This window comes from Microbacterium longlingense, assembly GCF_058349825.2.
Window position 1 is genome coordinate 1 of sequence record NZ_JBYRJA020000004.1, and the last position, 26744, is coordinate 26744.

Sequence of the window (26744 nt, forward strand, 5' to 3'; positions counted from 1 at the left end):
ATCCGCTGCCTCAAACGACTCATCGCCCGCGAGATCTACTACGTCCTCACCCGACCTTGACATCCATAGGAGCATCCTTCCGCTCCGCATCACCGAGAAGATCACAGCACCAACACAGCCCACGGAAAGGCCCGCACCATGTCTCGCATCCGCACCCGTCTCACCGCCCTGGCCGGTATCGCCACGGTCGCCGCGCTCGCCCTCACCGGCTGCGCATCGAGCGACCCGCTCGCCGAGGGAGGAGGCACCCCGGCCCCCGCAGACGCGACGGGCGCCATCGTCGTCGGGTCCCAGGCCTACTACTCAAACGAGATCATCGCCGAGATCTACGCGCAGGCACTCGAAGACGCCGGATTCGCCGTCACGCGCCAGTTCAACATCGGCCAGCGTGACGTCTACATCCCCTCTCTCGAGAGCGGCGCGATTCAGGTGCTGCCGGAGTACACCGGCAACCTGCTGCAGTTCTTCGACGCCGAGACCACGGCGACGACCGCCGACGACGTCTACGCCGCCCTCCAGGATGCGCTGCCGGACGACCTCGTCGTGCTCGATGCGTCGGCCGCCACCGATCAGGACTCCTACAACGTCACCGCAGCGTTCGCCGCGGAGCACGGACTCACGGAGATCGGCGACCTCGCCGGCATCCCCGGGCTCGTGCTCGGCGGTGCACTCGAGCTCGAGCAGCGTCCCTACGGTCCGACCGGTCTGAAGGAGGTCTACGGCGTTGACGTCACCTTCGACGCCACCGCGGACACGACCGTCGACGAGCTCGTCGCCGGTCGCATTCAGGTGGCGAACGTGTACAGCGCTGAGCCCCGCATCCAGACCGAGAACCTGGTGACCCTTGCGGATCCGAAGGGACTGTTCCTCGCGTCGAACGTCGTTCCGCTCGTGAACGCCGACGTCGCCGACGAGGTGGCGGCCGTGCTCAACCCGGTCAGCGCCAAGCTCACGGCGGAGGGGCTCGTGGCCCTGAACGTCGAGTCGAAGACCGACAAGCGCTCCTCGGCGGACATCGCCGCCGACTGGCTCGCGGCCAACGGGCTGGCCGGCTGAGCGACCGCGGCTCAGAACGCGTGCAGGGCGGCGTGCAGGCCGCCCTGCACGCGCTCCCGCCGCAGGATGCCGCGGCGGCGCAGCACCGGGACGAGATCGTCCAGCATGCGGTGCACGGTCACCGGGTGCAGATCCCCCCACAGCAGCACGCCGTCGTTGCCCCAGGTGCCGAGCTCTTCGATGAGATCGGCGAACTCCTCGGCCGTGCCGACGAATCCAGTGCGATCCGCCAGGCGCCCCTGACGCGCGAGGGCAGCGAGGTGCTCCCGCAGGGGTGTCGTGGCGGCGTCACGGTCGCCCGTGAGACGCCGGATGCTGCCGTGCGAGACATGGTCGCCGAAGATCCCCGCCGGGAGGGGGCTGTCCAGGTCGAGGCTGCTCAGGTCGGTCTCCAGGTCGCTCGACTGGCGCCGCGCGACCAGCCGCAGTGTCTGCTCGTCGGGTTCCGCTGACGCGGCGACGATGCGATCCGCCTCCTCGGCGCTTGCGACGATGGTGGGCTGGATGGCGAAGAGGATCGTCACGTCGGCGGGGCTGCGGCCCTGGGCGAGAGCCCCGGCGTGGACCGTGGCGCGATACTCCCGCACGCTCCGCTCGTCGAGCGGAGCCAGCGCCAGCTGCACATCGGAGTTCGCCCCGGCGAACGCCAGCCCGCGGGCAGAGCCGCCGGGGGAGACGATGAGGGGTTCGCCGTGCTCGAAGGGAACGGCGTTGAGCGGGCCGTCGAAGGAAAAGTGGGTGCCGCGGTGGTGCACCGGGTCCAGGTGCGCCCCGTCGGCATAGATGCCGCTCGTGACGTCCTGCACCAGCGCTCCGTCGCCCCAGCTGCGCCACAGCGCGCGCAGGGCGCCCAGCCACTCCTCGGCGCGGTCGTAGGCGCCGTCGTGGTCGAGCGGGGGAGCGTCGCCGAAGTGGCGGGCGCTCGCGGTGTCTGTCACGACATTGAGGCCCAGCCGATGACCGCTGAGATGGTGCAGCGTCGCGTACTGCCGTGCCGCGGTGTAGGGCAGCGCGGCGGCGGGGTTGACCGTCGGGATGACGCCGAGGTGCTGCGTCGCCTGGAACAGATAGGGGGCGAGCAGCAGGGGGTCCAGTTTGGGGCCCCCGAAGGCGTGGCGCACCCGCAGGTCGATCGTCGCTGCGGTGCCGAGCGAGGGGGCGTCCTCGATGATGAGCAGGTCGAAGCCGGCCTGATCGAGTTCGCGCGCTGCCTGCTGGTAGAGCTCGGGGCGCGTCCACATCCAGTCCCAATCGAGGGAGGGATGGCCCCACCCCTGCGGCCCGAAGCCGCGCGCCAGGAACCAGCCGAAGTGCTGCGGCCGGCTCACGCTGTCACCGCGCTCCGGGCGCGCACCGCTGCGAGGGCCTGGGCGAGGTCATCGATCAGATCGTCGGCGTCTTCGATGCCGATCGAGAGCCGGAGCGTGCCGTCGTGGACGCCGACGGCGGCGCGTTCCTCGGCGCTCAGGAGCGCGTGGCTCGTCGCGGCGGGCTGGAGGACGAGCGAGCGGACGTCGCCGAGGTGCGTCATATGGGTGAAGACGCCGAGCGTCTCGATCACCGTGCGCGCCGCTGCCGCGCCGCCGTGCAGCGTGGCGGTGAACACGGATCCGAATCCGTTCGGCAGGTAGCGCAGGGCGATGGCGTGGTCCGGGTGCGTCGGCAGCCCGGCGTAGTCGACCGATGCGACCTCCGGCTGCGTCGCGAGCCAGCGGGCGACGGCGAGCGCGTTCTGCGACTGCCGTTCGACCCGCAGGCTCAGGGTCTCGATGCCCTGCCCGATCAGGAATGCGTTGAGCGGGGAGATCGTGGGACCGAGCCGCGGCGCGACGCTCTCGCGGGCATAGGCGATGCGGGCATCGCCGCCGGCGCGTTCTGCCGTGCTCCGGCCGCCGCCGCCCGGGGCGATGAGATGGGGGTACCGCGCGCCGTCGCGGGCGGCATCGAAGCGGCCGCTATCGATGATCGCACCGCCGAGCACGCTGCCCTGACCGGCGAGGAACTTGCTCGCGGAGTGGATCACCACGTCAGCCCCGTGCTCGATGGGGCGCAGCAGGTAGGGCGTGGCAAAGGTGCTGTCGACCACGAGCACGATGCCGTGGCGGTGCGCGACGTCGGCGATCGTGGCCACGTCGAGCACCCGATTGGTGGCGTTGGAGATCGACTCGGCCACGAGCACACGGGTCTCCGGGCGGATGGCCGCCTCCCAGGCGGCCGGATCGTGGATGTCGGCGACGAAGGTGGCCGCGATGCCGAATCGGGACAGGTTGTCGCGGATGAGACCGCGCGTGCCCTCGTAGACATGGGTGGAGACGACCACGTGGTCGCCTGCGCCGGTCAGGCTCAGGAGCGCCACGGTGAGGGCGGCTTGGCCGCTGGCCAGCAGCAGCGCCTGCGAGCCCCCCTCAAGCGCTGTCAGAGCCCCCTCGACCGCCTCGATGGTGGGGTTGCCGATGCGGGTGTACGCGAAACCCTGCCCGTCGACGAAGTGCGCCGCCGCGTCGTCGTACGATCCGAACGCGAACCCGGCGGTGAGATGGATCGGGGTCGCGCGCGGCACGGCCTCACGGCTGTACGAGCCGGCATGCACCTGTCGTGTCGTGAACCCTCGCATATCCGCCCCTCCCGGTCCGATCGATCCATCGTCGCGCGGGAGGGGCGTCGCGCCGAAGCGCGTGTCGCCCGGTTACGCGCCGGGATGACAGCCGCGAGTCAACGCGAAAACAGGCAGACAGCACCAGAACAGGCAAGACTGCTGAGGAACTGCCTGGTGTGGTGCTGTCTGCCTGTTTTCGGCGGACGGGCGAGGGTCAGGGGCGGCCGCGCAGGACGGCCTGCTTCACCTCGGCGATGGCCTTCGTGATCTCGATGCCGCGCGGGCACGCCTCGGAGCAGTTGAAGGTCGTGCGGCAGCGCCACACGCCCTCCTTGTCGTTGAGGATGTCGAGGCGGACGTCGGCCGCGTCATCGCGCGAGTCGAAGATGAAGCGGTGCGCGTTGACGATCGCCGCCGGGCCGAAGTACTGCCCGTCTGTCCAGAACACCGGGCACGACGAGGTGCACGCGGCGCACAGGATGCACTTGGTGGTGTCGTCGAAGACCTCACGGTCCACGATCGACTGCAGACGCTCCTTGCCCTTCTCCGGCGCCGACTTGGCGATCAGGAACGGCTGCACCTCGCGATACGAGGCGAAGAAGGGCTCCATGTCGACCACGAGGTCCTTCTCCAGCGGCAGGCCCTTGATGGCCTCCACGTAGATGGGCTTCGAGATGTCGAGGTCCTTGATGAGCGTCTTGCACGCGAGGCGGTTGCGACCGTTGATGCGCATGGCGTCGGAGCCGCAGATCCCGTGCGCGCACGAACGGCGGAAGGTCAACGTACCGTCGAGCTCCCACTTGATCTTGTGCAGGGCGTCGAGGACGCGGTCGGTGGGGTACATCTCCACGTCGTAGTCGACCCAGCGCGGCTCCGCATCGCGCTCGGGGTCGAAGCGGCGGATGATGAAGGTGACCAGATACGACTGGATGGGTGCTTCGCCCCCGGTGGCGGCGGCGGTGTCCTGCTCGACGACGGCGGTCGACATCAGTACTTCCTCTCCAGCGGCGGGTAGTTCAACTCGCCATGCTCATTCTTGGTGAAGACCACCGGCTTCCAGTCGAGCTTGATGTGGTCCTCGGGGTTCGGCGAGTGCGGGTCGCCGACGAGGTAGGCCATCGTGTGCTGCATGAACTTCTCGTCGTCGCGGTCGGGGTAGTCCTCGCGCATGTGGCCACCGCGGCTCTCGCGACGGTTGCGGGCCGCGTAGGCGACGATCTCGGCGAGGTCGAGCAGGAAGCCCAGCTCGACGGCCTCCAGGAGGTCGGTGTTGAACCGCGTGCCCTTGTCGTCGACGTGGATGTTCTTGTAGCGCTCGCGCAGATCGTGGATCGTGCCGAGGACGTTGGTGAGCGTCTCCTCGGTGCGGAACACCTGGGCGTTGGCGTCCATCTCGTCCTGCAGCTTCTTGCGGAGAACGGCGATGCGCTCGGTCCCCGGGTTGTTGCGCAGGCCCTCGATCATCTCGCGGACCTCCTTGGCGGGGTCCTCGGGGAGGGGAACGAACTCGGCGGTCTTGACGTATTCGACCGCGTTGCGCCCGCTGCGCTTGCCGAACACGTTGATGTCGAGCAGCGAGTTGGTGCCGAGGCGGTTCGCGCCGTGCACGGAGACGCACGCGCACTCGCCCGCGGCGTACAGGCCCGGCACGATGGTGTCGTTGTCTGCGAGCACCTCGCCGGCGTTGTTGGTCGGGATGCCGCCCATCGCGTAGTGCGCCGTCGGCATCACCGGGACGGGCTCGACGACCGGGTCGACACCGAGGTAGGTGCGGGCGAACTCGGTGATGTCCGGCAGCTTGGTCTCGAGCACCTCTGCGCCCAGGTGGGTGCAGTCCAGGTAGACGTAGTCCTTGTGGGGGCCCGCGCCGCGGCCCTCCAGGACCTCCTTGACCATGCATCGCGCGACGATGTCGCGGGGGGCGAGGTCCTTGATGGTGGGGGCGTAGCGCTCCATGAAGCGCTCGCCGGAGGCGTTGCGCAGGATCGCGCCCTCACCGCGGGCGCCCTCGGTGAGGAGGATGCCGAGGCCGGCGAGGCCGGTCGGATGGAACTGGAAGAACTCGATGTCCTCCAGGGGGAGCCCCTTGCGCCAGACGATGCCGACACCGTCGCCGGTGAGGGTGTGCGCGTTGGAGGTGGTCTTGAACACCTTGCCGAAACCGCCGGTGGCGAAGATCACGGCCTTGGCGTGGAACACGTGCAGCTCGCCGGTGGCCAGGTCGTAGGCGACGACGCCGGCGACCCGGGTCTTGCCGTCGGCGTCCGTGACCGTGATGAGGTCGAGCGCGTAGTACTCGTTGAAGAAGTTGACACCCAGCTTGACGCAGTTCTGGAACAGCGTCTGCAGGATCATGTGGCCGGTGCGGTCGGCGGCGTAACACGCGCGCCGGACAGGGGCCTTGCCGTGCTCGGAGGTGTGACCGCCGAAGCGGCGCTGGTCGATCTTGCCCTCGGGGGTGCGGTTGAAGGGCAGCCCCATGTTCTCCAGGTCGATGACGGCGTCGATGGCCTCCTTCGCGAGGATCTCGGCCGCGTCCTGGTCGACCAGGTAGTCACCGCCCTTGATCGTGTCGAAGGTGTGCCACTCCCACGAGTCCTCCTCGACGTTGGCGAGCGCCGCGGCCATGCCGCCCTGCGCCGCACCGGTGTGCGAGCGCGTGGGGTACAGCTTGGTGATCACGGCGGTCTTCGCGCCGGGCGCGGCCTCGATGGCGGCGCGCATGCCTGCGCCGCCCGCGCCGACGATGACGATGTCGAACTCGTGGTAGTGCACGCCGTCGCGGACGACGGAGTCGTGGGTCTGGGTTGTCACTCTCGTTGCCTTCTTCTCTAAATCCTCGGTGCCGGCACGCTGCGTGTGCCGATCAGACCAGTTCCTGGCACGAACCCCACAGCACGCTGTCCGGGGTCACGCCGAGGCAGGGGTCGAAAGTGAACACCACCAGGGTGCCGAGCAGGATGAGCAGGGCGGCCGACAGGCCGATCGCCCAGATGAGCGCCTTGCGGGTGGCCTCGTGGGTGACGTAGTCGTTCACGATGGTGCGCATGCCGTTGGAGCCGTGGATCAGGGCGAGCCAGAGCATGATGACGTCCCACCACTGCCAGAACGGCGTGGCGAACTTTCCGGCGATGAACGCGAAGTCCAGCGCGTGGATCCCGTCGCCGACCATGAGGTTGACGAAGAGGTGGCCGAAGATCAGGACGACGAGGAGCACGCCGGACAGGCGCATGAAGAGCCAGCCCCACTTCTCCAGGTTGACGCCGCGGCGGCGGCGGCCGGCCGAGGCTGCGGGCGCGGCGGCGGTGATCTGGGTGCTCATCAGTGGCCTCCTGCGTTCCCGAAGACGTTCATCAGGTGGCGCGGCACGAAGCCGGCCATGACCACGGCCCACACGCCCAGCACGCCCCAGAAGAGCTGGCGCTGGTAGCGGGCGCCCTTGGACCAGAAGTCCACCAGGATGATCCGCAGGCCGTTGAAGGCGTGGAAGGCGATGCCCGCCACCAGGACGACCTCGCCGAGCCCCATGATGGGGTTCTTGTAGGTGCCGATCACGGCGTTGTAGGCCTCGGGGGAGACGCGGATCAGCGCGGTGTCGAGCACGTGCACAAGCAGGAAGAAGAAGATCGCGACCCCGGTGATACGGTGCAGGACCCAGGACCACATGCCCTCGCCGCCGCGGTAGAGGGTGCCACGAGGTGTCTTCGATGTCGTCTCGGATACTGACGGGGTAAGCCTCATGGTTGTGGGCACAGTCGTCCTCCCTGCTTGGTGCGAGGTCAGCGCACGCCAGATGTGCGCCCAGTCCTGCACATCATATTCCTGTGGACCGGCTGAGAGCGACGAAGGGTGCCCTTACCGAGGCGCCCCCGGAGGCGTGCCGGGACCGCTGCGCAGCGGGAAGCGGCGAGCGGGAACCGATAGCCTGTGAGCCATGACGGGACAGATTGACGACTTCTACGCGGTCATCCCGGCGGGGGGAGTGGGGAGCAGGCTCTGGCCGCTCTCACGGGCGGACGCACCGAAGTTCCTGCACGACCTCACCGGATCCGGCCACTCGCTGCTGCGTGACACCTGGGATCGGCTCGTGCCCCTCTCCGGTGCCGAGAACATCGCGGTGGTCACAGGACGCGCGCATCGCGCCGCCGTGGAGGCGCAGCTGCCGGGGATCCCGGACCACAATGTCTTCCTGGAATCGGAGCCGCGCGAGTCCGCGGCGGCGATCGGGCTGGCGGCCGCGATCCTGCATCGTCGCAACCCGGAGGTCGTCATCGGCTCGTTCAGCGCCGACCACGTCATCCGGGGTACCCGCGTTTTCGAGTTCGCGGTCCGCGATGCGGTCGAGGTCGCGCGGGAGGGGTATATCTGCACCATCGGCATCAGCCCGACGGAGTCGGCGGTCGGCTTCGGCTATATCAAGCGCGGCGAGGAGCTCATCGTCGACGGGGCCAGGGAGGCCGCGCTCGTCGAGCGCTTCGTGGAGAAGCCGGACCTGGACACCGCCAAGCAGTACCTGGCGGAACGGACCTACCTCTGGAACGCCGGGATGTTCATCGCGAAGGCGAGCGTTCTCCTTGACGAGCTCGCGGCGAACGAGCCGGAGCTCCATGCCGGCCTGCTCGAGCTGGCCGAGGCATGGGACGACCGCGATCGTCGCGGCCCCGCCGTGGATCGGATCTGGCCGCGGCTGAAGAAGATCGCGATCGACTATGCGGTTGCGGAGCCGGCCGCCGAGCGCGGCCGCCTCGCCGTGGTGCCCGGCCACTTCGACTGGGACGACGTCGGCGACTTCGCCTCGCTGACGAAGCTCGTCACCAACGGGCGTTCGAACGACCTCGCCGTGCTCGGGCCGAAGGCCCGCGTGCTCACCGACGCCGCCAGCGGCATCCTGGTCAGCCAGACCTCGCGGGTGATCAGCCTGGTCGGCGTGCGTGACATCGTCGTCGTCGATACCGAGGACGCGCTGCTGGTGACCACCACGGAGCATGCCCAGCGGGTCAAGAGCGTCGTGGAGTCGCTCAAGCTGACCGGTCGCGGCGACGTGCTCTGAGCACGCGGTGCGGCCGGCGGCGGTGCGCGGGCGGGGTGGAACCCGGTTTGTAACCATTGGGACGCGATCTCACGCATAGCCCCCTATCTATTCGTCACAATAGGTAACTTTGGGACGGAGCCTGCGAAATCCGCGGAGCCATCAATGTGGAGGCTGCATTGACCATCTCGACTACGAAGAAGGTGCTCACCGCGACCGGTGCCGCCGCGCTGCTCATCGGCGCGCTCGCTGGCTGTGGCGCCGCGCCCGAAGAGAGCAACACCCCCGGGGCGACGTCCGCCCCCGAGGTGACCGACGACTTCAAGCCCTGCTTGGTCTCGGATGCGGGCGGGTGGAACGACAAGTCGTTCAACCAGTCGGCCAAGGAAGGCATGGACCGCGCGGTCAGCGAGCTCGGCGTCAAGCCGCTCGAGTTCGAGTCGGCGAACGACAACGACTATGCCTCGAACCTCGAGACCGCGGTCGCCGAGGGCTGCACGCTGATCGTCTCGGTGGGCTACAAGCTCGCCGCTGCAACGGTGGCGTCCGCGCTGGCGAACCCGGAGCTGCACTACGCGATCATCGACGACTGGGCCGACGGCACCACCGGCGAGTTCGACGGGAAGCCCGACGCGCCGAACATCAAGCCCCTCGTGTTCGACACCGCGCAGGCGGCCTACCTCGGCGGCTACGCGTCCGCCGCATGGTCGGCGCAGTCCGGTGTGAACAAGGTCGGCACATTCGGCGGCATGCAGATCCCGTCCGTCGCCGTCTTCATGGACGGTTTCCAGCTCGGCGTGGAGAAGTACAACGAGGACAAGAAGGCCAATGTCGCGCTGACCGGCTGGGACGTCGCGAGCCAGCAGGGCTCGTTCACCGGTGGCTTCGACGCCAACGACACCGCCAAGCAGACCGCGCAGGGCATCCTCGACCAGGGCGTCGACGTGCTCCTCCCGGTCGGCGGACCGATCTACCAGAGCGCTGCTGCGGCGATCGCCGACGGCGGCAAGGACACCCTGCTCGTTGGCGTGGACAGCGACCTCGCCGTGGCGGACGCCTCGGTCGCCGACGTCACGCTGTTCTCGATCATGAAGGCCATCGACCAGTCGGTCTACGACGCCACCATGGCGGCCGCCGCGGGCGACTTCGACCCGGCGCCGTACGTGGGCACCCTGGAGAACGAGGGCGTGAAGCTGTCCAGCTTCCACGACTTCGAGGGTAAGCTGCCCGCCGGCCTGCTCGACGAGCTCGCCGACCTGCAGCAGCAGATCGTCGACGGCAAGATCACGGTGGACTCGGAGAACTCCCCCTGATCTGACCGGTCTCGTCTGCGCGGGGCGGACAGCGGCGATGCCGGTGTCCGCCCCGTTTCCTTCTCACACACAGCCCTCGGAGAACCCGAGGGCGATCGATAGGGTGCATCTATGAAGCTGGAGCTCCGCGGTATCACCAAGCGGTTCGGCAGCCTGGTCGCCAACAACGCCATCGACTTGACGGTCGAACCCGGGCAGATCCATGCCCTGCTCGGCGAGAACGGCGCGGGGAAGTCGACGCTCATGAACGTCCTCTACGGCCTCTATCAGGCCGACGAGGGCGAGATCCTCCTCGACGACGTCGTGCAGCACTTCCGCGGGCCCGGCGACGCGATGGCCGCGGGCATCGGCATGGTGCATCAGCACTTCATGCTGGTGCCGGTCTTCACCGTCGCCGAGAACGTGATGCTCGGTCACGAGAGCACCCGGGCGCTCGGGGCGCTCGATCTGCCCGCCGCCCGCGAGCATGTGCGCGCGGTCGCCGCGCGGTTCGGCTTCGACATCGACCCCGACGCGGTCGTCGGGGACCTCCCGGTGGGCGTGCAGCAGCGCGTGGAGATCATCAAAGCCCTCTCGCGCGACGCGCGCGTGCTCGTCTTCGATGAGCCAACGGCTGTGCTCACGCCGCAGGAGACCGACGAGCTCATGGGCATCATGCAGCAGCTGCGTGACGAGGGCACCGCGATCGTGTTCATCACGCACAAGCTCCGCGAGGTGCGCGCCGTCGCCGACCGCATCACGGTCATCCGCCTCGGCACGGTGGTGGGGGAGGCATCGCCGACGGCGACGAATGCCGAGCTCGCATCCCTCATGGTCGGCCGGGCCGTCGAGCTCACCGTGCAGAAGGATGCCCCGCAGCTGCGCGATGGCGGACTGCGGGTACGCGACCTGCGGGTGCTCACCCCGGCCGGGGCCGTCGTGGTGGACCAGGTCGGTTTCGACGTGCGACCGGGCGAGGTGCTGGCGATCGCCGGTGTGCAGGGCAACGGCCAGACCGAGCTCGTGGAGGCCCTGGTGGGCCTGGCGGCGCGGGTCGAGGGGACCATCTCCCTGGACGGCATCGACCTGGTCGGCAAGAGCGTCCGCGCGATCCTCGATGCCGGCGTGGGCTTCGTGCCGGAGGACCGCACGGAGGACGGCCTGGTGGGAACGTTCTCCGTGGCGGAGAACCTCATCCTCGACCGCTCGGACGACCCGCGCTTCACACGGCTGGGCACGATCCAGCGGCGCGTCCTGGATGGGTTTGCCCGCGAACGCATCCAGGAGTACGACATCCGCACGCGCGGCCCCTACACCGCCGCCGGTACGCTCTCCGGCGGCAACCAGCAGAAGGTCGTCATCGCGCGAGAGCTCAGCAGGGAGCTCCGCCTGTTCGTCGCCGCCCAGCCGACGCGCGGCGTCGACGTGGGGTCGATCGAGTTCATCCATAAGCGGATCGTGGAGACGCGCGACTCCGGCGTTCCGGTGATCGTGGTCTCGACAGAGCTCGACGAGGTCGCAGCGCTCGCCGACCGGATCGCGGTGATGTATCGCGGCCGGATCGTCGGGATCGTGCCGGGCGACACCCCGCGCGAGCAGCTGGGGCTGATGATGGCCGGAGCCGCAGAGCCGGAGGCCGCGGCATGACCGCAGAGCAGACAGGGAAGGACGCCGTGAGCGCCGACCGTACGACCACGCCCGCGCCGCCCCGCGCCAACCAGGTGATGAAGGAGATCCTCCGTGGCAACGCGGTGACGACCATCCTGGCGATCTTCGTCGCGATGGTCGTCGGCGGCATCCTCATCGCCGCGACGGACGACGACGTGCAGCAGGCGGCGGGGTACTTCTTCCGGCGCCCCGGCGATACCCTCAGCGCGATCTGGGGCGCGGTCGCCGGCGGGTACGAGGCGCTGTTCCGCGGGGCGGTGTTCAACGCCGGCGGCCGTGACTTCGCCGCGCAGATCCGCCCGCTGACCAACTCCCTCGGTTACGCGGCCCCCCTCGTGGCCGCGGGTCTCGGCGTGGCACTGGCCTTCCGGGTCGGGCTGTTCAACATCGGCGCCCGCGGGCAGATGCTGGTGGCCGTCGCGTTCACGGGCCTGCTGACCTTCTCGCTCGATCTGCCGATCTGGCTGCACCTGCCCCTGGCCCTCGTCGTCGGCATCGTCGGCGGGGCGCTGTGGGGCGGGCTGGTGGGGCTCATCAAGGCGCGCACCGGCGCGCACGAGGTGATCCTCACGATCATGCTCAACTACATCGCCTTTTACCTGGTGCTGTGGATGCTGCGCACCCCGTCGCTCCTGCAGGCGCCCGGCTCCAACCAGCCCAAGTCCGCGCCGACGCCGGCGTCCGCGCAGTTCCCCGAGCTGTTCCCGGACGGGCTCTTCCCGCGTCTGGACCTCGGCTTCGTTGTGGTGCTGCTGGCGACGCTTTTCGTGTGGTGGCTTATGGAGCGCTCTGCCCTGGGTCTGCGGATGCGCGCGGTGGGGGAGAACCCCCACGCTGCCCGCGCGGCCGGCATCAGCGTCCAGCGGGTCTACATCTACGCGATGCTCTTCGCCGGCGGTCTCGCCGGACTGGCGGGCATGAACCAGGTGCTCGGGACCGAGACCAGCGGCATCACCGAGGGCATCGACGCGGGCATCGGGTTCGATGCGATCACGGTGGCCCTGCTGGGACGGAGCCGTGCGTGGGGCACCCTCGCGGCCGGCATCCTGTTCGGCGCTCTCAAGGCGGGGTCGTTCTCCATGCAGGCGCAGGGCATCCCGGTCGACATCGTGCTGGTGGTGCAGTCGCTGATCGTGCTGTTCATCGCGGCGCCCCCGCTGCTGCGGGCGATGTTCTTCCTTCCTAAGACGGATGTCGAGAAGGCCGCCAAGGCACGAGCCAAGTCCGCGAAGAAGGCGGTGAAAGCATGACCTCCCTCGCACCCACCGAGGCCGCAGACGGCACCGTCCAGCTGGTGACGGTGCAGCAGCGCACGCTCAAGACCCCGATCTCACTGGCCGTGGTCACCGCGCTCCTGGCGCTGCTGTTCCTGTTCGCCCCGCGCGGCGGGACGAGCACGTTCCGGCTCTCCGATGCGTCTTCGGCGTTCGCGCTGCCGGATCTGAACCTCCCCACCGGTCCCACCAGCTGGGGCGTGCTGGTGGTGCTGGTGCTGCTGGTCGCGCTCGCCTTCGTGCAGGCGGCGGGATACCGCAAGCCCTCTCTGTGGCTCGTGGCGGTGTTCGGCTTCCTCGCCGTGTCCGCGTTCCTCGTCTGGGCCTCCGCCGGTGGTCTCGTGCCGGTGACCAGCCTGCTGTTCGGCGCGGTGTCGCTGTCTGTGCCGCTCGTGTTCGGCGCGATGGGCGGCGTCATCGGCGAGCGAGCCGGTGTGGTCAACGTCGCGATCGAGGCCCAGCTGCTGCTGGGCGCCTTCTCCGCGGCGATCCTGTCGAGCATCACGGACAACCCCTTCATCGGCCTCATCGGCGCGATGATCGGCGGCGTCCTGGTGGCCGCCGTGCTGGCAGCGTTCGCGATCAAGTACCTCGTCGAGCAGGTGATCGTCGGCGTCGTGCTCAACGTTCTCGTCACGGGTCTGACCGGCTTCCTCTACGGCGCGCTGCTGGTCGACAACGAGCAGACCCTGAACCGCACCACGCGCTTCACCCGCATCGAGATCCCGCTGCTCAGCGACATCCCGATCATCGGGCCGGTGCTGTTCAACCAGACCTTCATCGTGTATCTGATGTTCATCACGGTCGCGCTGGTGGCCTGGGGGCTGTACCGCACCAAGTGGGGTCTGCGTCTGCGCGCCGTTGGCGAGCACCCGCAGGCCGCGGACACGATGGGCATCAAGGTCAACGCCACGCGGTTCTGGAACGTGCTGCTCGCCGGCGCCATCGCGGGGATCGGCGGGGCGTACTTCACGCTCGTCTCGGTGCCGCAGTTCGGCAAGGAGATGACGGCCGGCCTGGGGTTCATCGCCCTGGCCGCGGTGATCTTCGGCCGTTGGGACCCGCTCCGCGCCGCGCTGGCCGCGCTGCTGTTCGGGTTCGCGACGAACCTGCAGAATCTCCTCACGGTGCTCAAGACCCCGGTTCCGAGCGAGTTCATGCTGATGCTGCCCTACCTGGTGACCCTGCTGGCCGTCGCCGGTTTCGCCGGGCAGATCACCGGCCCGGCGGCGGCCGGCAAGCCCTACGTCAAGGAGTGAGCGTGCCGGAGATCGACTGGGAGGCCCTGCGTGCGGCCGCCCGCGCTGCAGCCACGTGCGCGTACGTGCCCTACTCGCACTATCCGGTTGGCGCGGCGGCGCTGACCGCAGACGGCCGGGTGGTGACCGGATGCAACGTGGAGAACGCCTCCTACGGGCTCACGCTGTGCGCGGAGTGCGGCCTCGTCTCGGAGCTGCACCGCTCCGGCGGCGGGCAGCTGGCGGCGTTCGTGTGCGTGAACGCGCAGGGCACGACGATCATGCCGTGCGGCAGGTGCCGGCAGCTGCTGAACGAGCACGCGGCGCCGGGAATGATGCTGGAGACCGTCTCCGGCATCCGAACGATGGCCGAGGTGCTGCCCGACGCGTTCGGGCCGAGCGACCTTGCGGCCGTCGACGGGGGAGAGGTGAAGGAGAGATGATGCACGAGCAGTCCGACCGTGAGCCCTTCGACGCGGTGGATGTGATCCGCACCAAGCGTGACGGGGGTGTGGTCGCCGAGGATGCGTTGCGCTGGATGGTCGACGCCTACACGCGCGGCTACGTCTCCGATGCCCAGATGGCATCGTTCGCGATGGCGATCTTCCAGCGCGGGATGCAGCGGGACGAGATCCGGGTGCTCACCGACGCGATGATCGCATCCGGGTCGCGGATGAGCTTCGCCGGACTCGGCAAGCGCACGGTCGACAAGCACTCCACCGGAGGGGTGGGGGACAAGATCACCCTCCCGCTCGCGCCGCTGGTGGCCTCCTTCGGCGTCGCGGTCCCGCAGCTCTCCGGACGGGGCCTCGGGCACACCGGCGGAACCCTCGACAAGCTCGAGTCGATCCCCGGGTGGCGAGCCGCGCTGTCCAACGACGAGATCACCGCGCAGTTGCGCGGTGAGGCCGGAGCGGTGATCTGCGCAGCAGGCTCCGGTCTCGCGCCCGCGGACAAGAAGCTCTACGCGCTGCGCGACGTCACCGGGACGGTCGATGCGATCCCGCTGATCGCGTCGAGCATCATGTCCAAGAAGATCGCCGAGGGCACGGATGCCCTCGTCCTCGACGTGAAGTTCGGATCCGGCGCGTTCATGCAGGACATCGACCGCGCCAGGGAGCTGGCACAGACGATGGTCGAGCTGGGGACGGACTCCGGTGTGGCGACCACCGCACTCCTGACGGATATGAACGTGCCGCTCGGGCTGACCATCGGAAACGCCAACGAGGTCCGCGAATCCGTCGAGGTGCTCGCCGGCGGCGGACCCGCGGATGTCCGTGAGCTCACCCTGGCCCTGGCCAGCGAGATGCTGGCGCTCGCCGGACATCCCGACGCCGACGTCGAGCGCGCGCTCGACGGAGGGGCGGCGATGGACCACTGGCGGCGGATGATCCAGGACCAGGACGGCGATCCGGATGGCGCGCTGCCGACACCGCGCGAGACCCACGTGGTGACGGCCGACGCGTCCGGCTTCGTCACCCGGATGGCGGCGCTGCCGTTCGGCATCGCCGCGTGGCGGCTCGGTGCCGGTCGGGCCAGGGCGGACGACGCCGTGGTGCACGCCGCGGGCATCGACCTGCACGTCAAGCCGGGCGACGCCGTCACCGCGGGCCAGCCGCTGTTCACGCTCCTCGCCGATGACGCCGGTCGCTTCGACCGGGCGCTGGAGGCTGTCGCCGGCGCGTGGGAGATCGGCGCGGAGGCCCCGGAGGCCACACCGATCGTGCGGGAGCGCATCACGGCCTGACCACCAGGCGTCCGCCGTGTGCTAGGGCCTCCTCCGTTCGGGGGAATGCCCGGCACGCGGAGGCCAGGTCGCGTAGCCTGAAGCCATCCCTGCTTCCCTCACGAGAGGACCATCATGCCGATCGACAAGAACGGCGACTCCGTCGTCGACGGGGTCTCGCTGCGGAGCCTGCCCAAGGTGTCGCTGCACGACCATCTCGACGGCGCTGTGCGCCCGGCGACCATCATCGAGCTCGCCGATGCGATCGGCCTGGAGCTCCCGGCCGCCGAGCCGGGGCAGCTCGGTCGATGGATCGCTGAGAAGAGCGACTCGGGTTCACTGGTGGAGTACCTCAAGACCTTCGACCTCACCACCGCGGTCATGCAGACCCGGCAGGGGCTCACGCGCGTGGCCAGGGAGTTCGTCGAAGACCTCGCCGCCGACGGCGTGATCTATGGCGAGGTGCGGTGGGCGCCGGAGCAGCACCTGAGCCGCGGGCTGTCGCTCGACGAGGCCGTGGAGGCCGTCCAGCAGGGGATCGAGGAGGGGGAGGACGCGGTGGACGACGCGGGCGGGAGCATCCGCGTCGGCCAGCTGATCACCGCGATGCGTCACGCCGACCGCTCCCGGGAGATCGCAGAGCTCGCCGTCCGGCACCGCGACCGCGGCGCTGTGGGCTTCGACATCGCCGGGGCGGAAGACGGCTTCCCCGCGTCCGGCCACCGGGAAGCGTTCGACTACCTCGCAGAGCATTTCTTCCCGGTGACCGTGCACGCCGGTGAGGCGGCGGGGCTGGACTCCATCCGCTCCGCGCTCCTGGACGCCCGTGCGCTGCGTCTCGGACACGGCGTCCGCATCGCGGAGGACATCCACGTGCAGGAGCGCTCCGGCGAGGACGTGCACGTCAGCCTCGGCGAGCTGGCGCGCTGGGTGCGCGACCGTGAGATCCCGCTGGAGCTCTCGCCGTCGTCGAACCTGCAGACCGGCGCGATCGCCGCGTGGGGGACCGAGCTGGTCGACCATCCCTTCGACCTGCTGTACCAGCTCGGGTTCGCCGTGACGGTGAACGTCGACAACCGCACCATGAGCGCGACCTCGCTCACACGCGAGCTCGGTCTGCTCGTCGACGCCTTCGGTTACGACCTCGACGACCTCGAGGCCTTCCAGTTCAACGCCGCAGCCGCCGCGTTCCTCCCGGTGGAGGAACGCGAAGAGCTGGTGGAGATGATCGCCGAGGGCTTCGAGCGCTGACCAGGCCGGGGCCCTGGGTCACGCAGACCCCGGGTCCCTGGCCCACAGGTCGGGGCCGAACACCTCGTAGTTGATGCGTTCAGCCGCCACTCCGCGGGCGATCAGCGTGCGGCGCATGGCCTGCATGAACGGCAGCGGTCCGCACATGAACACCGTCGGGTCCTCCGGCAGCTCCACCGCGGAGAGGTCCATCATCCCCTCCCTGGCCGGGTGCAGGGTGGGCGCCTGGGAGGCGCCGCGCTCGTACCAGTTCTGGGCTCGCGCGTCCGGCATGGCGAGAACCTGGCGGCGCAGCGACGCATACAGGGCATGGGTGTCGTGGGCGCCGTCCGCGTGGAACAGGCGCACCGTCCTGGCCGGCTGGCGCCGGGACAGATCCTCCATGATCGCGGCGACCGGGGTGATGCCGATCCCCGCCGAGACGAGCACGAGAGGGCGGTCCGCCTCGTCCAGCACCACGTCGCCCGCGGGCTGCGACACGTCGAGCACCGTGCCGGGCTGCGCATGCGCCCAGAGCCAGGTCGACACCCGTCCGTCCGGGGCGCCATCCGCCCCGCGGACCCGCTTGATCGTGACGCGGATCGAGTCGCCGCGCGGGCCGGACGAGATGGTGTACTGCCGGGGCTGGCGGGTGCCGTCCGGCAGGTCAACGGCGATCGCGACGTACTGCCCGGTGCGGTGGGCGGGGATCAGGCCGCTGACGGGCGCGAGCAGCAGCGAGAAGGCCTCGTCCGATTCCTCGAACCGTTCCACCACCCGGTAGGGGCGCCACGGATGCTCCGGATCGGTTCCGGCATGGGCGTACAGCATCGCCTCCTCGGCGATCAGGGACGTGGCGAACAGCCAGTAGACCTCGTCCCACGCCGCGCGTACCTCGGGCGTCACCGCGTCGCCCAGCACGGTGCCCACCGCGTCCAGCAGATGGCGTCCGACGATCGTGTACTCCTGCGCCCGAACGCCCAGGGAGACGTGCTTGTGCGCGATCCGGCGCATCACCGGGCCGAAGTCGGGGGCGTCCTGGTCGATCAGCTGCACGGCGAACGCGACGACGGACGCAGCCAGCGCCTTGGCCTGCTCTCCGGCAGCCTGGTTGGCGACGTTGAAGATGCGCAGCAGCTCCGGATGCGCGGCGAACATCGCGGGGTAGAACACCCGGGTGATCTCTTCCGCGTGGGCGGCGACGACACCGGCGGTGGCGGAGACGACGGCCTCGGACTCTGGTGAGAGCTTCATGGGATTCCCTTCGACGGCTCTGGGGGTCCTCCGAGTGTCGGTGTGCCCGGGGGTGGGCCGCCGGGTTTTTCACCGGTTCAATAGCGGGCGGACCAGCGGCGCCCGCCCGTATGGTCGGCGTGTGCCCCGCCGTGCCGAGGACTTTCGCGGTCTCACCCAGCCCCGCCGGATGCGCCTGCTGCGCGCGATCCAGCGGGAGCCTGGTCGTTGCGCCCAGGAGCTCGCCGCGGACTGCGGGATCGCGCTGAACACGGTGCGCGATCACCTGCGCGTGCTCGAAGACGAGGGGCTGATCCGCCGGGAACCGGTGCGGACGGGCGCACGCGGTCGTCCGCGGATCGCCTACCACCCCGTCGGCAGCAGCGAACAGAACGCCGCGGCCCAGCGGCGGGTCGCACAGGCACGGCGGCGTGGCGCGCTGCTGCGGAGCGTGCTGGGGCGCCCGCCGGCCGGCGACGGCGCTGCGACGGTGCAGCTGGACGTGCTCTACGAGCACCTGGACGACGCCGGTCTCGAGCCGGTCCTCGACGAGGACGCATTGCTCTTCGAGGTCGCGCCGTGCCGCTACCACCACCTGATCGAGCAGGACGGGTCGACGGTCTGCGCCGCCCATGCCCGCCTCATCCGCGACACCCTGGATCAGGTCGACGGGCCGCTGGTCGTGCAGACGCTGGAGCCGTTCGTCACGCCGCACTCCTGTCGGCTGATCCTGCGCAGGACGACGGAGGGATGATCCTCCCACGCCGCGCCCGGCATCGGAGGATCACCCGTCGGCGTCAGGCGCGCAGCTGCGCGATCCGCTCGGCGAAGGTCTCCCGTGCGGCGGGGAACAGCGGGTGGTCGGCGTCGAGCCCTGTCACCTCGACGGCCAGGGTCTCGGCGTCGTCTGTGCGCAGCCGGCGCTGCAACTCGACCGCCTGCTGGTCCTCCCGGTCCTCGAATGCGAGGGCGGCGCCCACCGCTGTCAGCAGCGCAGCGGTCGGCAGGCCGCGTTCGCAGGCCGCCGCGGCGGGACCGATGAACCGCTCGTGCCGGGAGAGCTTGCGCAGCGGCTGACGCCCGACGCGCCACACCGTGTCCGGCAGTGCCGGATTCGCGAAGCGGCGCAGGATCGTCGCGCGGTAGTCTGCCAGCTCCCGGGGGTCGAGGCCGTGCTGCGCGACGAGCAGGGCCGAGGTCTCCGCGAGCGCCGCGGCGACGGCGGCGGCGATCTCCGGATCCGCGAGCGCATCGGAGATGCGCTCGATGCCGGCGCGCGCGCCGAGGTAGGCGGTGGCGGCGTGGCCGGTGTTCACCGTGTAGAGCTTGCGTTCGATGTAGGGCGCGAGGTCGTCGACGAAGTGCGCGCCGGGGATGTGCGGCGGCCGGTCGCCGAACGGACCCCGTTCGATCGCCCACTCGAAGAACGGCTCGACCGTGACGTCGACGCCGGCATCGGCGGGCTGACCAGGAACGATCCGGTCCACGGCGGTGTTCGCGAAGACCGCGCGCTCGGCGATCCGATCCCATGCATCGCCGGCGTTGGCGATCACCTCGGCGCGGAGGGTGTCTGTGGCCCCGATCGCGTTCTCGCACGCCATCACCTGCAGCGGAGGGAGCGCGGGATCACGTCGGTCGAGCGCGGCGGCGATCGGCGGGGCGACGAAGCGCAGCACCGTCGGTCCCACGGCGGTGGTGACCACATCGGCTGTCGCGATCTCGTCGATCAGCGCGTCGGGATCTGCCGCGCTGTCGATCGCCCGGAACCCGGTGACAACGGTGTCGCGGCCGCCATCGCCCACCTCGTGAACGGTGTAGCTGTCCGCGGCGTTGATCGCGTCGACCAGCGCAGCGGAGACGTCGGAGAAGACCAGCTCGTAACCGCCCTCGTGCAGCAGCTGCCCGACGAAACCTCGTCCGATGTTGCCGGCGCCGAAGTGGACGGCCTTCATGCCTCGTTCACCGCCGCGAGCATCTCGTAGAGCTCCTCCGGGGTGCGCGCCGCTGCGAGCCGGGCGACCTCGTCCTCGTCGGAGAACAGCACGGCGATCTGGGCGAGGATCTCGAGATGCTCGTCGTTGCGGCCGGCGATGCCGACGACGAAGGTCACCGGATCACCGTCCCAGTCGACGCCGCCGTCGTAACGCACGACGGAGAGGGCGGAGGCCAGGATGGCGTCCTTGGCGTCATTGGTGCCGTGCGGGATCGCCAGGCCGTTGCCCATGTAGGTCGATACGGTCTGCTCGCGCTGCCGCATCGCATCGAGGTAGGCCGGGGTGACCGCTCCGGCGGTCTGCAGGATGCTCGCAGCCTCCTGCAGTGCCTCGTCCTGGGTGGCGGCGGCGGGGTGGATCCGGACCTGGCCGGGAGTGAGAACGCTCATGCGTGTTGTCCTTCGAACGGGGTGCGGGCGAGCGGAGTACGGGCGGTGCGGGACGGACATCGGGCCCGTCCCGCACCGCGGGGTCAGGACGTGCTTCTGGTGCGCACGAGGTCGACGACCTCGTCATACTCTGGCGCATTCATGAAGTTGTCCACGGAGACGTGCATCGACGCCGGCGAGTGGTTCTTGGCGCGCTCGGTGAGCTGTTGCTGCGTGATGACCACGTCGGCCGCGCCGTCGAGGTTGGCGATCGCCTGGTTGGTGACCGTGACCCCCTCGATGCCGGCCTTCTTGAACTTGTTGCGCAGCACGCTTGCGCCCATCGCGGAGGATCCCATGCCGGCGTCGCAGGCGAACACCACGGTGCGGATCGGGCCGGCGGCCACCGTGGTGGTGGCTGCCGCTCCGGCAAGACCGGACAGCGCCGCGGACGACTTGCCCTTGTTCGCCTCGGTGCGGGCCACGGCATCGGCGAACTCGCCGCCGCCGGCGGCCTCGGCTGCGAGGTCGCGCTTGCGGGTGGCGCGCAGGATCACCGCGGCCACGACGAAGGTCACGGCGGCGGACAGCACCACCGAGAGGATCACGGCGAAGTACGCCCCCGGCGCGGTCTGGAACAGCACCGCGATGATGCTGCCGGGAGCAGCGGGGGCGCGCAGCGCGCCGCCCAGGAGCATGTTCGTGGTGACACCGGTCATACCGCCGGCGATCAGGGCGAGGATCAGCACCGGCTTCATCAGCGCGTAGGGGAAGTACACCTCGTGGATGCCGCCGAAGAACTGGATGATCGCCGCGCCCGGCGCCGAGGCGCGGGCGGCGCCGATGCCGAACAGAGCGAAGGCGAGCAGCAGCCCGAGACCGGGGCCGGGGTTGGCCTCGAGGAGGAAGAGGATGGACGACCCGGACGAGTCGGCCTGGGCGGTGCCCAGCGGGGTCAGCACACCGTGGTTGATGGCGTTGTTGAGGAAGAAGACCTTCGCCGGCTCGATGATGATGCTCGTGAGCGGCAGCAGGTTCATCGACACCAGCCAGTCGACGGCGTTGCTGAGCACGTTCATCACGCCGTTGACCACCCAGGCGACCGGGTAGAAGCCCACGATCGCCATCACGAAGCCCCAGATCCCGGCCGAGAACATGTTCACGAGCATCTCGAAGCCGGCTCGGATCTTGCCCTCCCACAGGCCATCAAGCCATTTCATCGTGGCAGCGGCGAGGGGGCCGAGGATCATCGCGCCGATGAACATGTGCACCTGACCGAGCGTGTTCGCGTTCGGGTCCGCGGCGAGCAGCGTCTCGTTGAACTGCGCGATCAGCAGGTCGGATCCGGCGATGGCGCCCATCGTGGCGATCGAGCCCACCACGCCACCGCGCTGCTTGTACACGATGTATCCGCCGGTGTAGCCCACGATGATGGGCAGCAGGTAGTGGATCATCGGGCCGACGATCGTGGCCAGGCCCGCGTTCGGGGTCCAGCCGACGTCGATGAAGAACGCCGTGAAGATGCCCCACGCGACCAGCGCGGGGATGTTCGGCATGATCATGCCGGAGAGGAAGTTGCCGAACTTCTGCACGGCGACTCTGCCTGTGCTCCGGCCGGTGGTCGGTGACGTGGTCGTCATGATCTGGTCTCTTTCTGCGGGGAGAAGCGGGCCGCGGCGTTGACCGCGGCGGTGCGAGCGCCGTCGGCGTCATCCGCCGCCAGCGCGGCCTCGGCGAGCAGACGTGCCTCGTCGAGGGTGCGTTCGGAGAGCGCCTGCCGGACGTCGGCGAGCGCAGCGGGGGCCATCGACAGGCTGGTCGCGCCCAGGCCCACCAGGACGACGGCGAGGAGGGGATCTGCGGCCGCCTCGCCGCAGATCCCCACCGGGCGGCCCTGCCGGGCCCCCGCGGCGCCGACCTCGGCGACCAGCCGCAGCACGGCGGGATGCCAGGGATCCTGCAGGGCGGCCACGGAACCCAGCAGCCGGTCGGCTGCCATCGTGTACTGGGTGAGGTCGTTCGTGCCGATCGATGCGAAGTCCGCGTGCTGCAGCACCCGGTCGGCCAGCAGCGCGCAGGCGGGGACCTCCACCATCACCCCGGCGGTGCGCAGCCCGTAGTCGTGCGCGAGGCCGGTGAAGTACGCAGCCTCCTCGACGGTGGTCACCATCGGTGCCATCACCCACAGCTCGGCATCGGTCTCGGCATCGGCCTCGGCGAGCGCGGTGAGCTGCTCGTGGAGGATGTCGGCGCTCGCGCGGAGCGCGCGGAGCCCGCGCACGCCGAGGGCGGGGTTGTCCTCGTGCGCGTCGTTGAGGAAGGCCAGTGGCTTGTCCGCGCCGGCGTCGAGCATCCGCACCACGACCTTCTGCCCCGGGAAGGCCGCGAGCAGCTCCCGATACGCGGTGCGCTGCTCTCCGACGGTCGGCGCCTGCGCGGCGGAGAGGAACAGGAACTCGGTGCGGAACAGGCCGACGCCCTCCGCACCGCGCGCCACGGCCTCTGCGGCGTCGGCGGGGGAGCCGAGGTTCGCCAGCAGGGCGATCGGCGTGCCGTCTGCCAGCGCCCCCGGTGCGGGCGGTGCCGACTGCGCGGCGGCGCGTTCGTGTGCGCGTGCGTCGGCGCGAGCGAGGTCCTCCTGGCTCGGCTCGGTGATGACCGTGCCGGCGGCGGCGTCGACGACCACGGTCTCGCCGTCGCTGAGCTGCGCCGCCTCTGCTGCCCCGACGACGGCGACGATGCCCTTCTCGCGGGCCAGGATCGCCGTGTGCGATGTGGGCCCGCCATCGGTGGTGACCAGGGCCAGCACCTGTTCGAGATCGAGCAGGGCCGTGTCGGCGGGCGCGAGATCCCGGGCGACGAGCACGAAGGGGTGGCCGGGATCCGGCACGCCCGGCGCTGCGACGCCACGGAGCCGGGCGAGCACCCGCTGGGCGATGTCGTCGAGATCAGCGGCGCGCTCGCCGAGGTATCCTCCGGCAGCGCGGAGGGTGGCCTGAAAACCGGCGAAGGCGTCGTGCACGGCCCACTCCGCGGTCGCGCCCGCGTCGATCCGGGTGTCCAGCTCATCCTGCAGCAGGGGGTCCTCGGCGATCATCGCCTGCGCTTCCAGCACCTCCTGTGCTGCGCCCCCGGCCTTCTCGCCGCGGGCCATCAGCTCGGCGGCGACGGCCGAGACCGCCGCGCGCACCGCCGCACGCTCCGCTTCGGCGCCCCGCGTGCTCGGGCGGTCGTCCGGGGCGGGCTGCGGCTCGGACATGCGGGCGACCGGTCCGCGGGCGACGCCCTGGCCGATGCCGACCCCGCGCAGGGTGCTCATCCGGCGGACTCCTGGTCGTGGTCGGCCGTGAGCAGCTCGGTCAGGGCATCCAGGGCTGCTGCTGCGCCGTCGCCGTCCGCCGTGAGGGTAACGTCATCTCCGTGCTCGATGGCGAGCGCGATGACGCCGAGGATGCTCGCGGCGTTGACCGGCGTGCCGGATCCCTTCGCGATCGTGACGGGGATGCCGGCATCCTTGGCGGCCTGCGCGAACAGCTTCGCCGGGCGGGCGTGCAGGCCGTGCGAGGATCCGATCCGGACGGTGCGGGTGACAGCGGTCATGGCTTTCCTTTCTGCGGGAGTGCGCTCTCGCGCACCCAGGCGAGCGTTCGCGCGCCGTCGTGGTCTGCGAAGACCTCGTCCGGCAGCACGGCGACGGGGCAGACCGCGGCGACGCGGGCGGCGTGATCGGCGTAGTGCGGTCCGAGCAGGACCAGGTCGACGGCGGGGTCTGCGGCGAGGGTGTGCTCCGTGCCGGCCGTCACGGTCCAGTCGAAGCCGGCCTGGGCGGCCGCGGTGCGCAGCCGTCTGGCCACGAACGTGCTCGACGCCCCAGCACCGCACATCACGAGGATCCTCATCGATGCCCCTTTCCTGCAGCTATTGTGGGAACTCCGGGAGGCACAGCGCCACCAGCGTCGTTTCCGCCCCGGAGGAACGCACTTTCCGGGTCCTCTGGTGCGTGGCGCTGAGATCATAGAGGCAACCATCCGCGCATCCGACGCGGGGCACGGCCAACGGAGGCGGAGCATGTCGCGGGAGCGTCAGGATCGGCTGCTCGCCGTGCTGCTGCGCGATCAGGGCTGGGCCACGGCGGCGGCGCTGGCCGACCGCCTCGGCGTGACGCCGCGCAGCATCCGGTCGTATGTCGCGGCCCTCAATGCGCGGGTTCCCGGGGGAGACGCCGTGGAGTCCGGGCCCGCCGGCTATCACGCCGGTCCGTCCGCCGGAGCCGCGGTGCGGACCAGGGCGGAGGCGGAGGAGGCGACGCCCCGCGGCCGGCTGCACGCGCTCGTCCGCGCGCTCGTCGAGGACGCGGCCGGCGTGGACGTCTACGCGATGGCCGAGCGTCTGTACGTCAGCGAGGCGACGCTGGAGGCGGACCTCGCCCGGGTCCGCGGGCTGCTGGCTGGAACGGGTCTCGTGCTCGAGCGCGAGCGCGAGACGGTGCGCCTGCGCGGCGCCGAAGGCGCTCAGCGGCGGCTGCTCGCACGCCTGGCGCACGACGAGACGGACGACGGTCTGCTGCAGCCGGAGGCGATCCGCCGGGTGATCACCAGCACCGCCGTGCCCGCGCATGCCGTCGGTCCGTTCAAGGCCGACCTGGTCGGTGAGCTCGGGGGCATGGGCTACTACGTCAACGAGCTGGCGATCGCCGACGTGCTGCTGCACATCGCCATCGCCGCAGACCGCGTCGCCACGGGGCGGCCGCTGGACGATGGTCAGGGGCGCCCTGGCGAGACGATCGCGCGTGTCGGTGCCATGATCGCCGCCCTCGTGCACCGGCACTTCGACGTCGCTCTCGGCGACGAGGACAGCGGGCATCTGGCGAGCCTGGTGCTGACCAGGGTCGTCGCGCCCGGCGAGCTGGGCACCGCGGAGGCCGCCAGGTCGGGGCTCGACCCCGCTGTCGAGTCCGCGGTGCGCGCCGTGGTCGACGAGGCCGCCACCGACTACCGGGTCGACCTCGTCGACGACGCCTTCGTGCTCCGCCTCGCCCTGCACGTGCAGAACCTCCTGCGCCGGGCATCGGAGCAGGCCTGGAGCCGCAACCCGCTCACGTGGTCGCTGAAGTCGTCGTACCCGATGATCTTCGAGATCGCCGTGTCGATCGCGAGCGGCCTGCGTGACCGTCTCGGCGTGCCGCTGCACGACGACGAGATCGCCTACATCGCCATGCATGTCGGCGGCCGCCTGGAGCGCAGCCGCCGCGCCGACGACGTCCTGACGGCCACCATCGTGTGCCCCGGGTACTACGAGCTGCACGAGCTGCTGCGCTCGAGCGTTGACCGTTCGCTCGGCTCGGCCATCGAGGTCGTCCGCGTGATCACCAGCGTCGACCCGGACTGGGAGTCTCTGGAGACCGACCTCGTGCTGAGCACCATCGAGCCGCCCGCGCGCGACGGGGCGGTGCGGATCCAGCCCTTCCTCTCCGATGCCGACATCGAGCGCGTGCACCAGGCCGCGGCGCGGCTGCGGCGGGCGCGGCGCCTCACGCGGTTGCGCGAAGAGCTGTCGCGGTACTTCTCGGCCGCCGCCTTCGTGCACCCGCTGCGCGATGAGGGGGAAGAGGGTGTCATCCGCCGTCTCGGCGCGATGCTCGTGGCGCAGGGCATCATCGGCGAGGACTACGTGGAGAACACGATCGCGCGGGAGCGGATGTCCTCGACCGCCTTCACCGAGGCGCTCGCCGTGCCGCACGCTCTGCAGATGACAGCGCGGCGCACGGCGATCGCGATCGGCATCGCCGATGGCTCCGTCGCCTGGGGCACCGGGCGTGTGCAGGTCGTGGCTCTCGCCGCGTTCGCCGAGGACGATCGTGCGGCGTTCCAGACGGTCTTCGAGCAGCTCGTCGAGGTGTTCGGCGAGTGGGAGAGCGTGCAGGCCATCGTCCGCCGCGGGCAGACCTTCGAGGGTTTCCTCGATGAGCTGGTCGCCGTGATCGACGGCTGACGCGCGTCTGCCGGATCGACCGGATCCGGCCGGCGCGCGCTCAGTCCTC

General features: G+C 70.2%; 24 protein-coding genes. 11 read left to right on the forward strand and 13 right to left on the reverse strand.

Annotated features, from left to right (window positions below; all coding sequences use genetic code 11):
- Positions 1-138: 138 nt before the first annotated feature.
- The gene (locus tag AC3RXY_RS06840; RefSeq protein ID WP_491510153.1) at positions 139-1056 is read left to right on the forward strand and encodes an ABC transporter substrate-binding protein; all 918 of its coding nucleotides are present in this window, start codon (positions 139-141) and stop codon (positions 1054-1056) included.
- A gap of 11 nt (positions 1057-1067) precedes the next feature.
- Here AC3RXY_RS06840 and AC3RXY_RS06845 read toward each other — a convergent pair whose 3' ends face one another.
- The 6 genes from AC3RXY_RS06845 to sdhC all read right to left on the reverse strand — a co-directional run bounded on the left by AC3RXY_RS06845 (position 1068) and on the right by sdhC (position 7393).
- On the reverse strand, positions 1068-2384 hold the full coding sequence (locus tag AC3RXY_RS06845) for an LLM class flavin-dependent oxidoreductase (protein WP_491510154.1): 1317 nt from the start codon (positions 2382-2384) through the stop codon (positions 1068-1070).
- A complete protein-coding gene (locus AC3RXY_RS06850) occupies positions 2381-3670 on the reverse strand; it encodes an O-acetylhomoserine aminocarboxypropyltransferase/cysteine synthase family protein (RefSeq protein ID WP_491510155.1) in 1290 nt (429 codons plus the stop codon). Before AC3RXY_RS06850 ends, AC3RXY_RS06845 begins: the two co-directional genes overlap by 4 nt.
- A 196-nt stretch (positions 3671-3866) precedes the next feature.
- Positions 3867-4640 carry a succinate dehydrogenase iron-sulfur subunit gene (locus AC3RXY_RS06855; RefSeq protein ID WP_491510156.1) on the reverse strand — a complete coding sequence of 258 codons (774 nt, stop codon included), beginning with the start codon at positions 4638-4640 and terminating at the stop codon, positions 3867-3869.
- The gene (sdhA, locus tag AC3RXY_RS06860; protein WP_491510157.1) at positions 4640-6466 is read right to left on the reverse strand and encodes a succinate dehydrogenase flavoprotein subunit; all 1827 of its coding nucleotides are present in this window, start codon (positions 6464-6466) and stop codon (positions 4640-4642) included. Before sdhA ends, AC3RXY_RS06855 begins: the two co-directional genes overlap by 1 nt.
- Positions 6467-6518: 52 nt before the next feature.
- Positions 6519-6974, reverse strand: a complete 456-nt coding sequence (locus AC3RXY_RS06865) for a succinate dehydrogenase hydrophobic membrane anchor subunit (protein WP_491510158.1) — start codon at positions 6972-6974, stop codon at positions 6519-6521.
- On the reverse strand, positions 6974-7393 hold the full coding sequence (gene sdhC / locus AC3RXY_RS06870) for a succinate dehydrogenase, cytochrome b556 subunit (RefSeq protein WP_491510159.1): 420 nt from the start codon (positions 7391-7393) through the stop codon (positions 6974-6976). The genes AC3RXY_RS06865 and sdhC overlap by 1 nt, the downstream gene beginning before the upstream one ends.
- Positions 7394-7586: 193 nt before the next feature.
- On the opposite strand from sdhC, the gene AC3RXY_RS06875 reads away from it, so the two are divergent.
- From AC3RXY_RS06875 to AC3RXY_RS06910, 8 genes are all read left to right on the forward strand, one after another.
- A complete protein-coding gene (locus AC3RXY_RS06875; protein ID WP_491510160.1) occupies positions 7587-8702 on the forward strand; it encodes a mannose-1-phosphate guanylyltransferase in 1116 nt (371 codons plus the stop codon).
- A gap of 158 nt (positions 8703-8860) precedes the next feature.
- The gene (locus AC3RXY_RS06880; RefSeq protein WP_491510161.1) at positions 8861-9994 is read left to right on the forward strand and encodes a BMP family lipoprotein; all 1134 of its coding nucleotides are present in this window, start codon (positions 8861-8863) and stop codon (positions 9992-9994) included.
- Positions 9995-10105: 111 nt separating this feature from the next.
- A complete protein-coding gene (locus tag AC3RXY_RS06885; RefSeq protein ID WP_491510162.1) occupies positions 10106-11620 on the forward strand; it encodes an ABC transporter ATP-binding protein in 1515 nt (504 codons plus the stop codon).
- Positions 11617-12891, forward strand: a complete 1275-nt coding sequence (locus AC3RXY_RS06890; protein ID WP_491510163.1) for an ABC transporter permease — start codon at positions 11617-11619, stop codon at positions 12889-12891. Before AC3RXY_RS06885 ends, AC3RXY_RS06890 begins: the two co-directional genes overlap by 4 nt.
- Positions 12888-14174, forward strand: a complete 1287-nt coding sequence (locus AC3RXY_RS06895) for an ABC transporter permease (RefSeq protein ID WP_491510164.1) — start codon at positions 12888-12890, stop codon at positions 14172-14174. The genes AC3RXY_RS06890 and AC3RXY_RS06895 overlap by 4 nt, the downstream gene beginning before the upstream one ends.
- 2 nt (positions 14175-14176) lie before the next feature.
- Positions 14177-14596, forward strand: a complete 420-nt coding sequence (locus tag AC3RXY_RS06900; RefSeq protein ID WP_491510165.1) for a cytidine deaminase — start codon at positions 14177-14179, stop codon at positions 14594-14596.
- A complete protein-coding gene (locus AC3RXY_RS06905; RefSeq protein WP_491510166.1) occupies positions 14593-15900 on the forward strand; it encodes a thymidine phosphorylase in 1308 nt (435 codons plus the stop codon). Before AC3RXY_RS06900 ends, AC3RXY_RS06905 begins: the two co-directional genes overlap by 4 nt.
- 114 nt (positions 15901-16014) lie before the next feature.
- On the forward strand, positions 16015-17130 hold the full coding sequence (locus AC3RXY_RS06910; protein ID WP_491510167.1) for an adenosine deaminase: 1116 nt from the start codon (positions 16015-16017) through the stop codon (positions 17128-17130).
- A gap of 18 nt (positions 17131-17148) precedes the next feature.
- Here the strand turns inward: AC3RXY_RS06910 and AC3RXY_RS06915 are convergent, their stop codons facing one another.
- On the reverse strand, positions 17149-18363 hold the full coding sequence (locus AC3RXY_RS06915) for a globin domain-containing protein (RefSeq protein ID WP_491510168.1): 1215 nt from the start codon (positions 18361-18363) through the stop codon (positions 17149-17151).
- Between the two features lie 121 nt (positions 18364-18484).
- Between AC3RXY_RS06915 and AC3RXY_RS06920 the strand changes: the two genes are divergently transcribed.
- Positions 18485-19096: a helix-turn-helix domain-containing protein gene (locus AC3RXY_RS06920; RefSeq protein WP_491510169.1), complete on the forward strand. Its 612-nt coding sequence runs from the start codon at positions 18485-18487 to the stop codon at positions 19094-19096.
- Between the two features lie 43 nt (positions 19097-19139).
- Here AC3RXY_RS06920 and AC3RXY_RS06925 read toward each other — a convergent pair whose 3' ends face one another.
- From AC3RXY_RS06925 to AC3RXY_RS06950, 6 genes are all read right to left on the reverse strand, one after another.
- Complete coding sequence (locus AC3RXY_RS06925) at positions 19140-20294, reverse strand: mannitol-1-phosphate 5-dehydrogenase (RefSeq protein ID WP_491510170.1); 1155 nt, start codon at positions 20292-20294, stop codon at positions 19140-19142.
- Positions 20291-20725, reverse strand: coding sequence for a PTS mannitol transporter subunit IIA (locus AC3RXY_RS06930; RefSeq protein ID WP_491510171.1), 435 nt, complete (start codon positions 20723-20725; stop codon positions 20291-20293). Before AC3RXY_RS06930 ends, AC3RXY_RS06925 begins: the two co-directional genes overlap by 4 nt.
- 83 nt (positions 20726-20808) lie before the next feature.
- Positions 20809-22344, reverse strand: coding sequence for a PTS mannitol transporter subunit IIBC (locus AC3RXY_RS06935; protein WP_491510172.1), 1536 nt, complete (start codon positions 22342-22344; stop codon positions 20809-20811).
- The gene (gene ptsP, locus AC3RXY_RS06940; RefSeq protein ID WP_491510173.1) at positions 22341-24023 is read right to left on the reverse strand and encodes a phosphoenolpyruvate--protein phosphotransferase; all 1683 of its coding nucleotides are present in this window, start codon (positions 24021-24023) and stop codon (positions 22341-22343) included. The genes AC3RXY_RS06935 and ptsP overlap by 4 nt, the downstream gene beginning before the upstream one ends.
- Positions 24020-24304: an HPr family phosphocarrier protein gene (locus AC3RXY_RS06945; RefSeq protein ID WP_491510174.1), complete on the reverse strand. Its 285-nt coding sequence runs from the start codon at positions 24302-24304 to the stop codon at positions 24020-24022. The genes ptsP and AC3RXY_RS06945 overlap by 4 nt, the downstream gene beginning before the upstream one ends.
- Positions 24301-24603, reverse strand: a complete 303-nt coding sequence (locus AC3RXY_RS06950; RefSeq protein WP_491510175.1) for a PTS sugar transporter subunit IIB — start codon at positions 24601-24603, stop codon at positions 24301-24303. Before AC3RXY_RS06950 ends, AC3RXY_RS06945 begins: the two co-directional genes overlap by 4 nt.
- 169 nt (positions 24604-24772) lie before the next feature.
- Here AC3RXY_RS06950 and AC3RXY_RS06955 point away from each other — a divergent pair, with 169 nt between their 5' ends.
- A complete protein-coding gene (locus AC3RXY_RS06955) occupies positions 24773-26695 on the forward strand; it encodes a BglG family transcription antiterminator (RefSeq protein WP_491510176.1) in 1923 nt (640 codons plus the stop codon).
- The last annotated feature ends 49 nt before the right edge of the window (positions 26696-26744 follow it).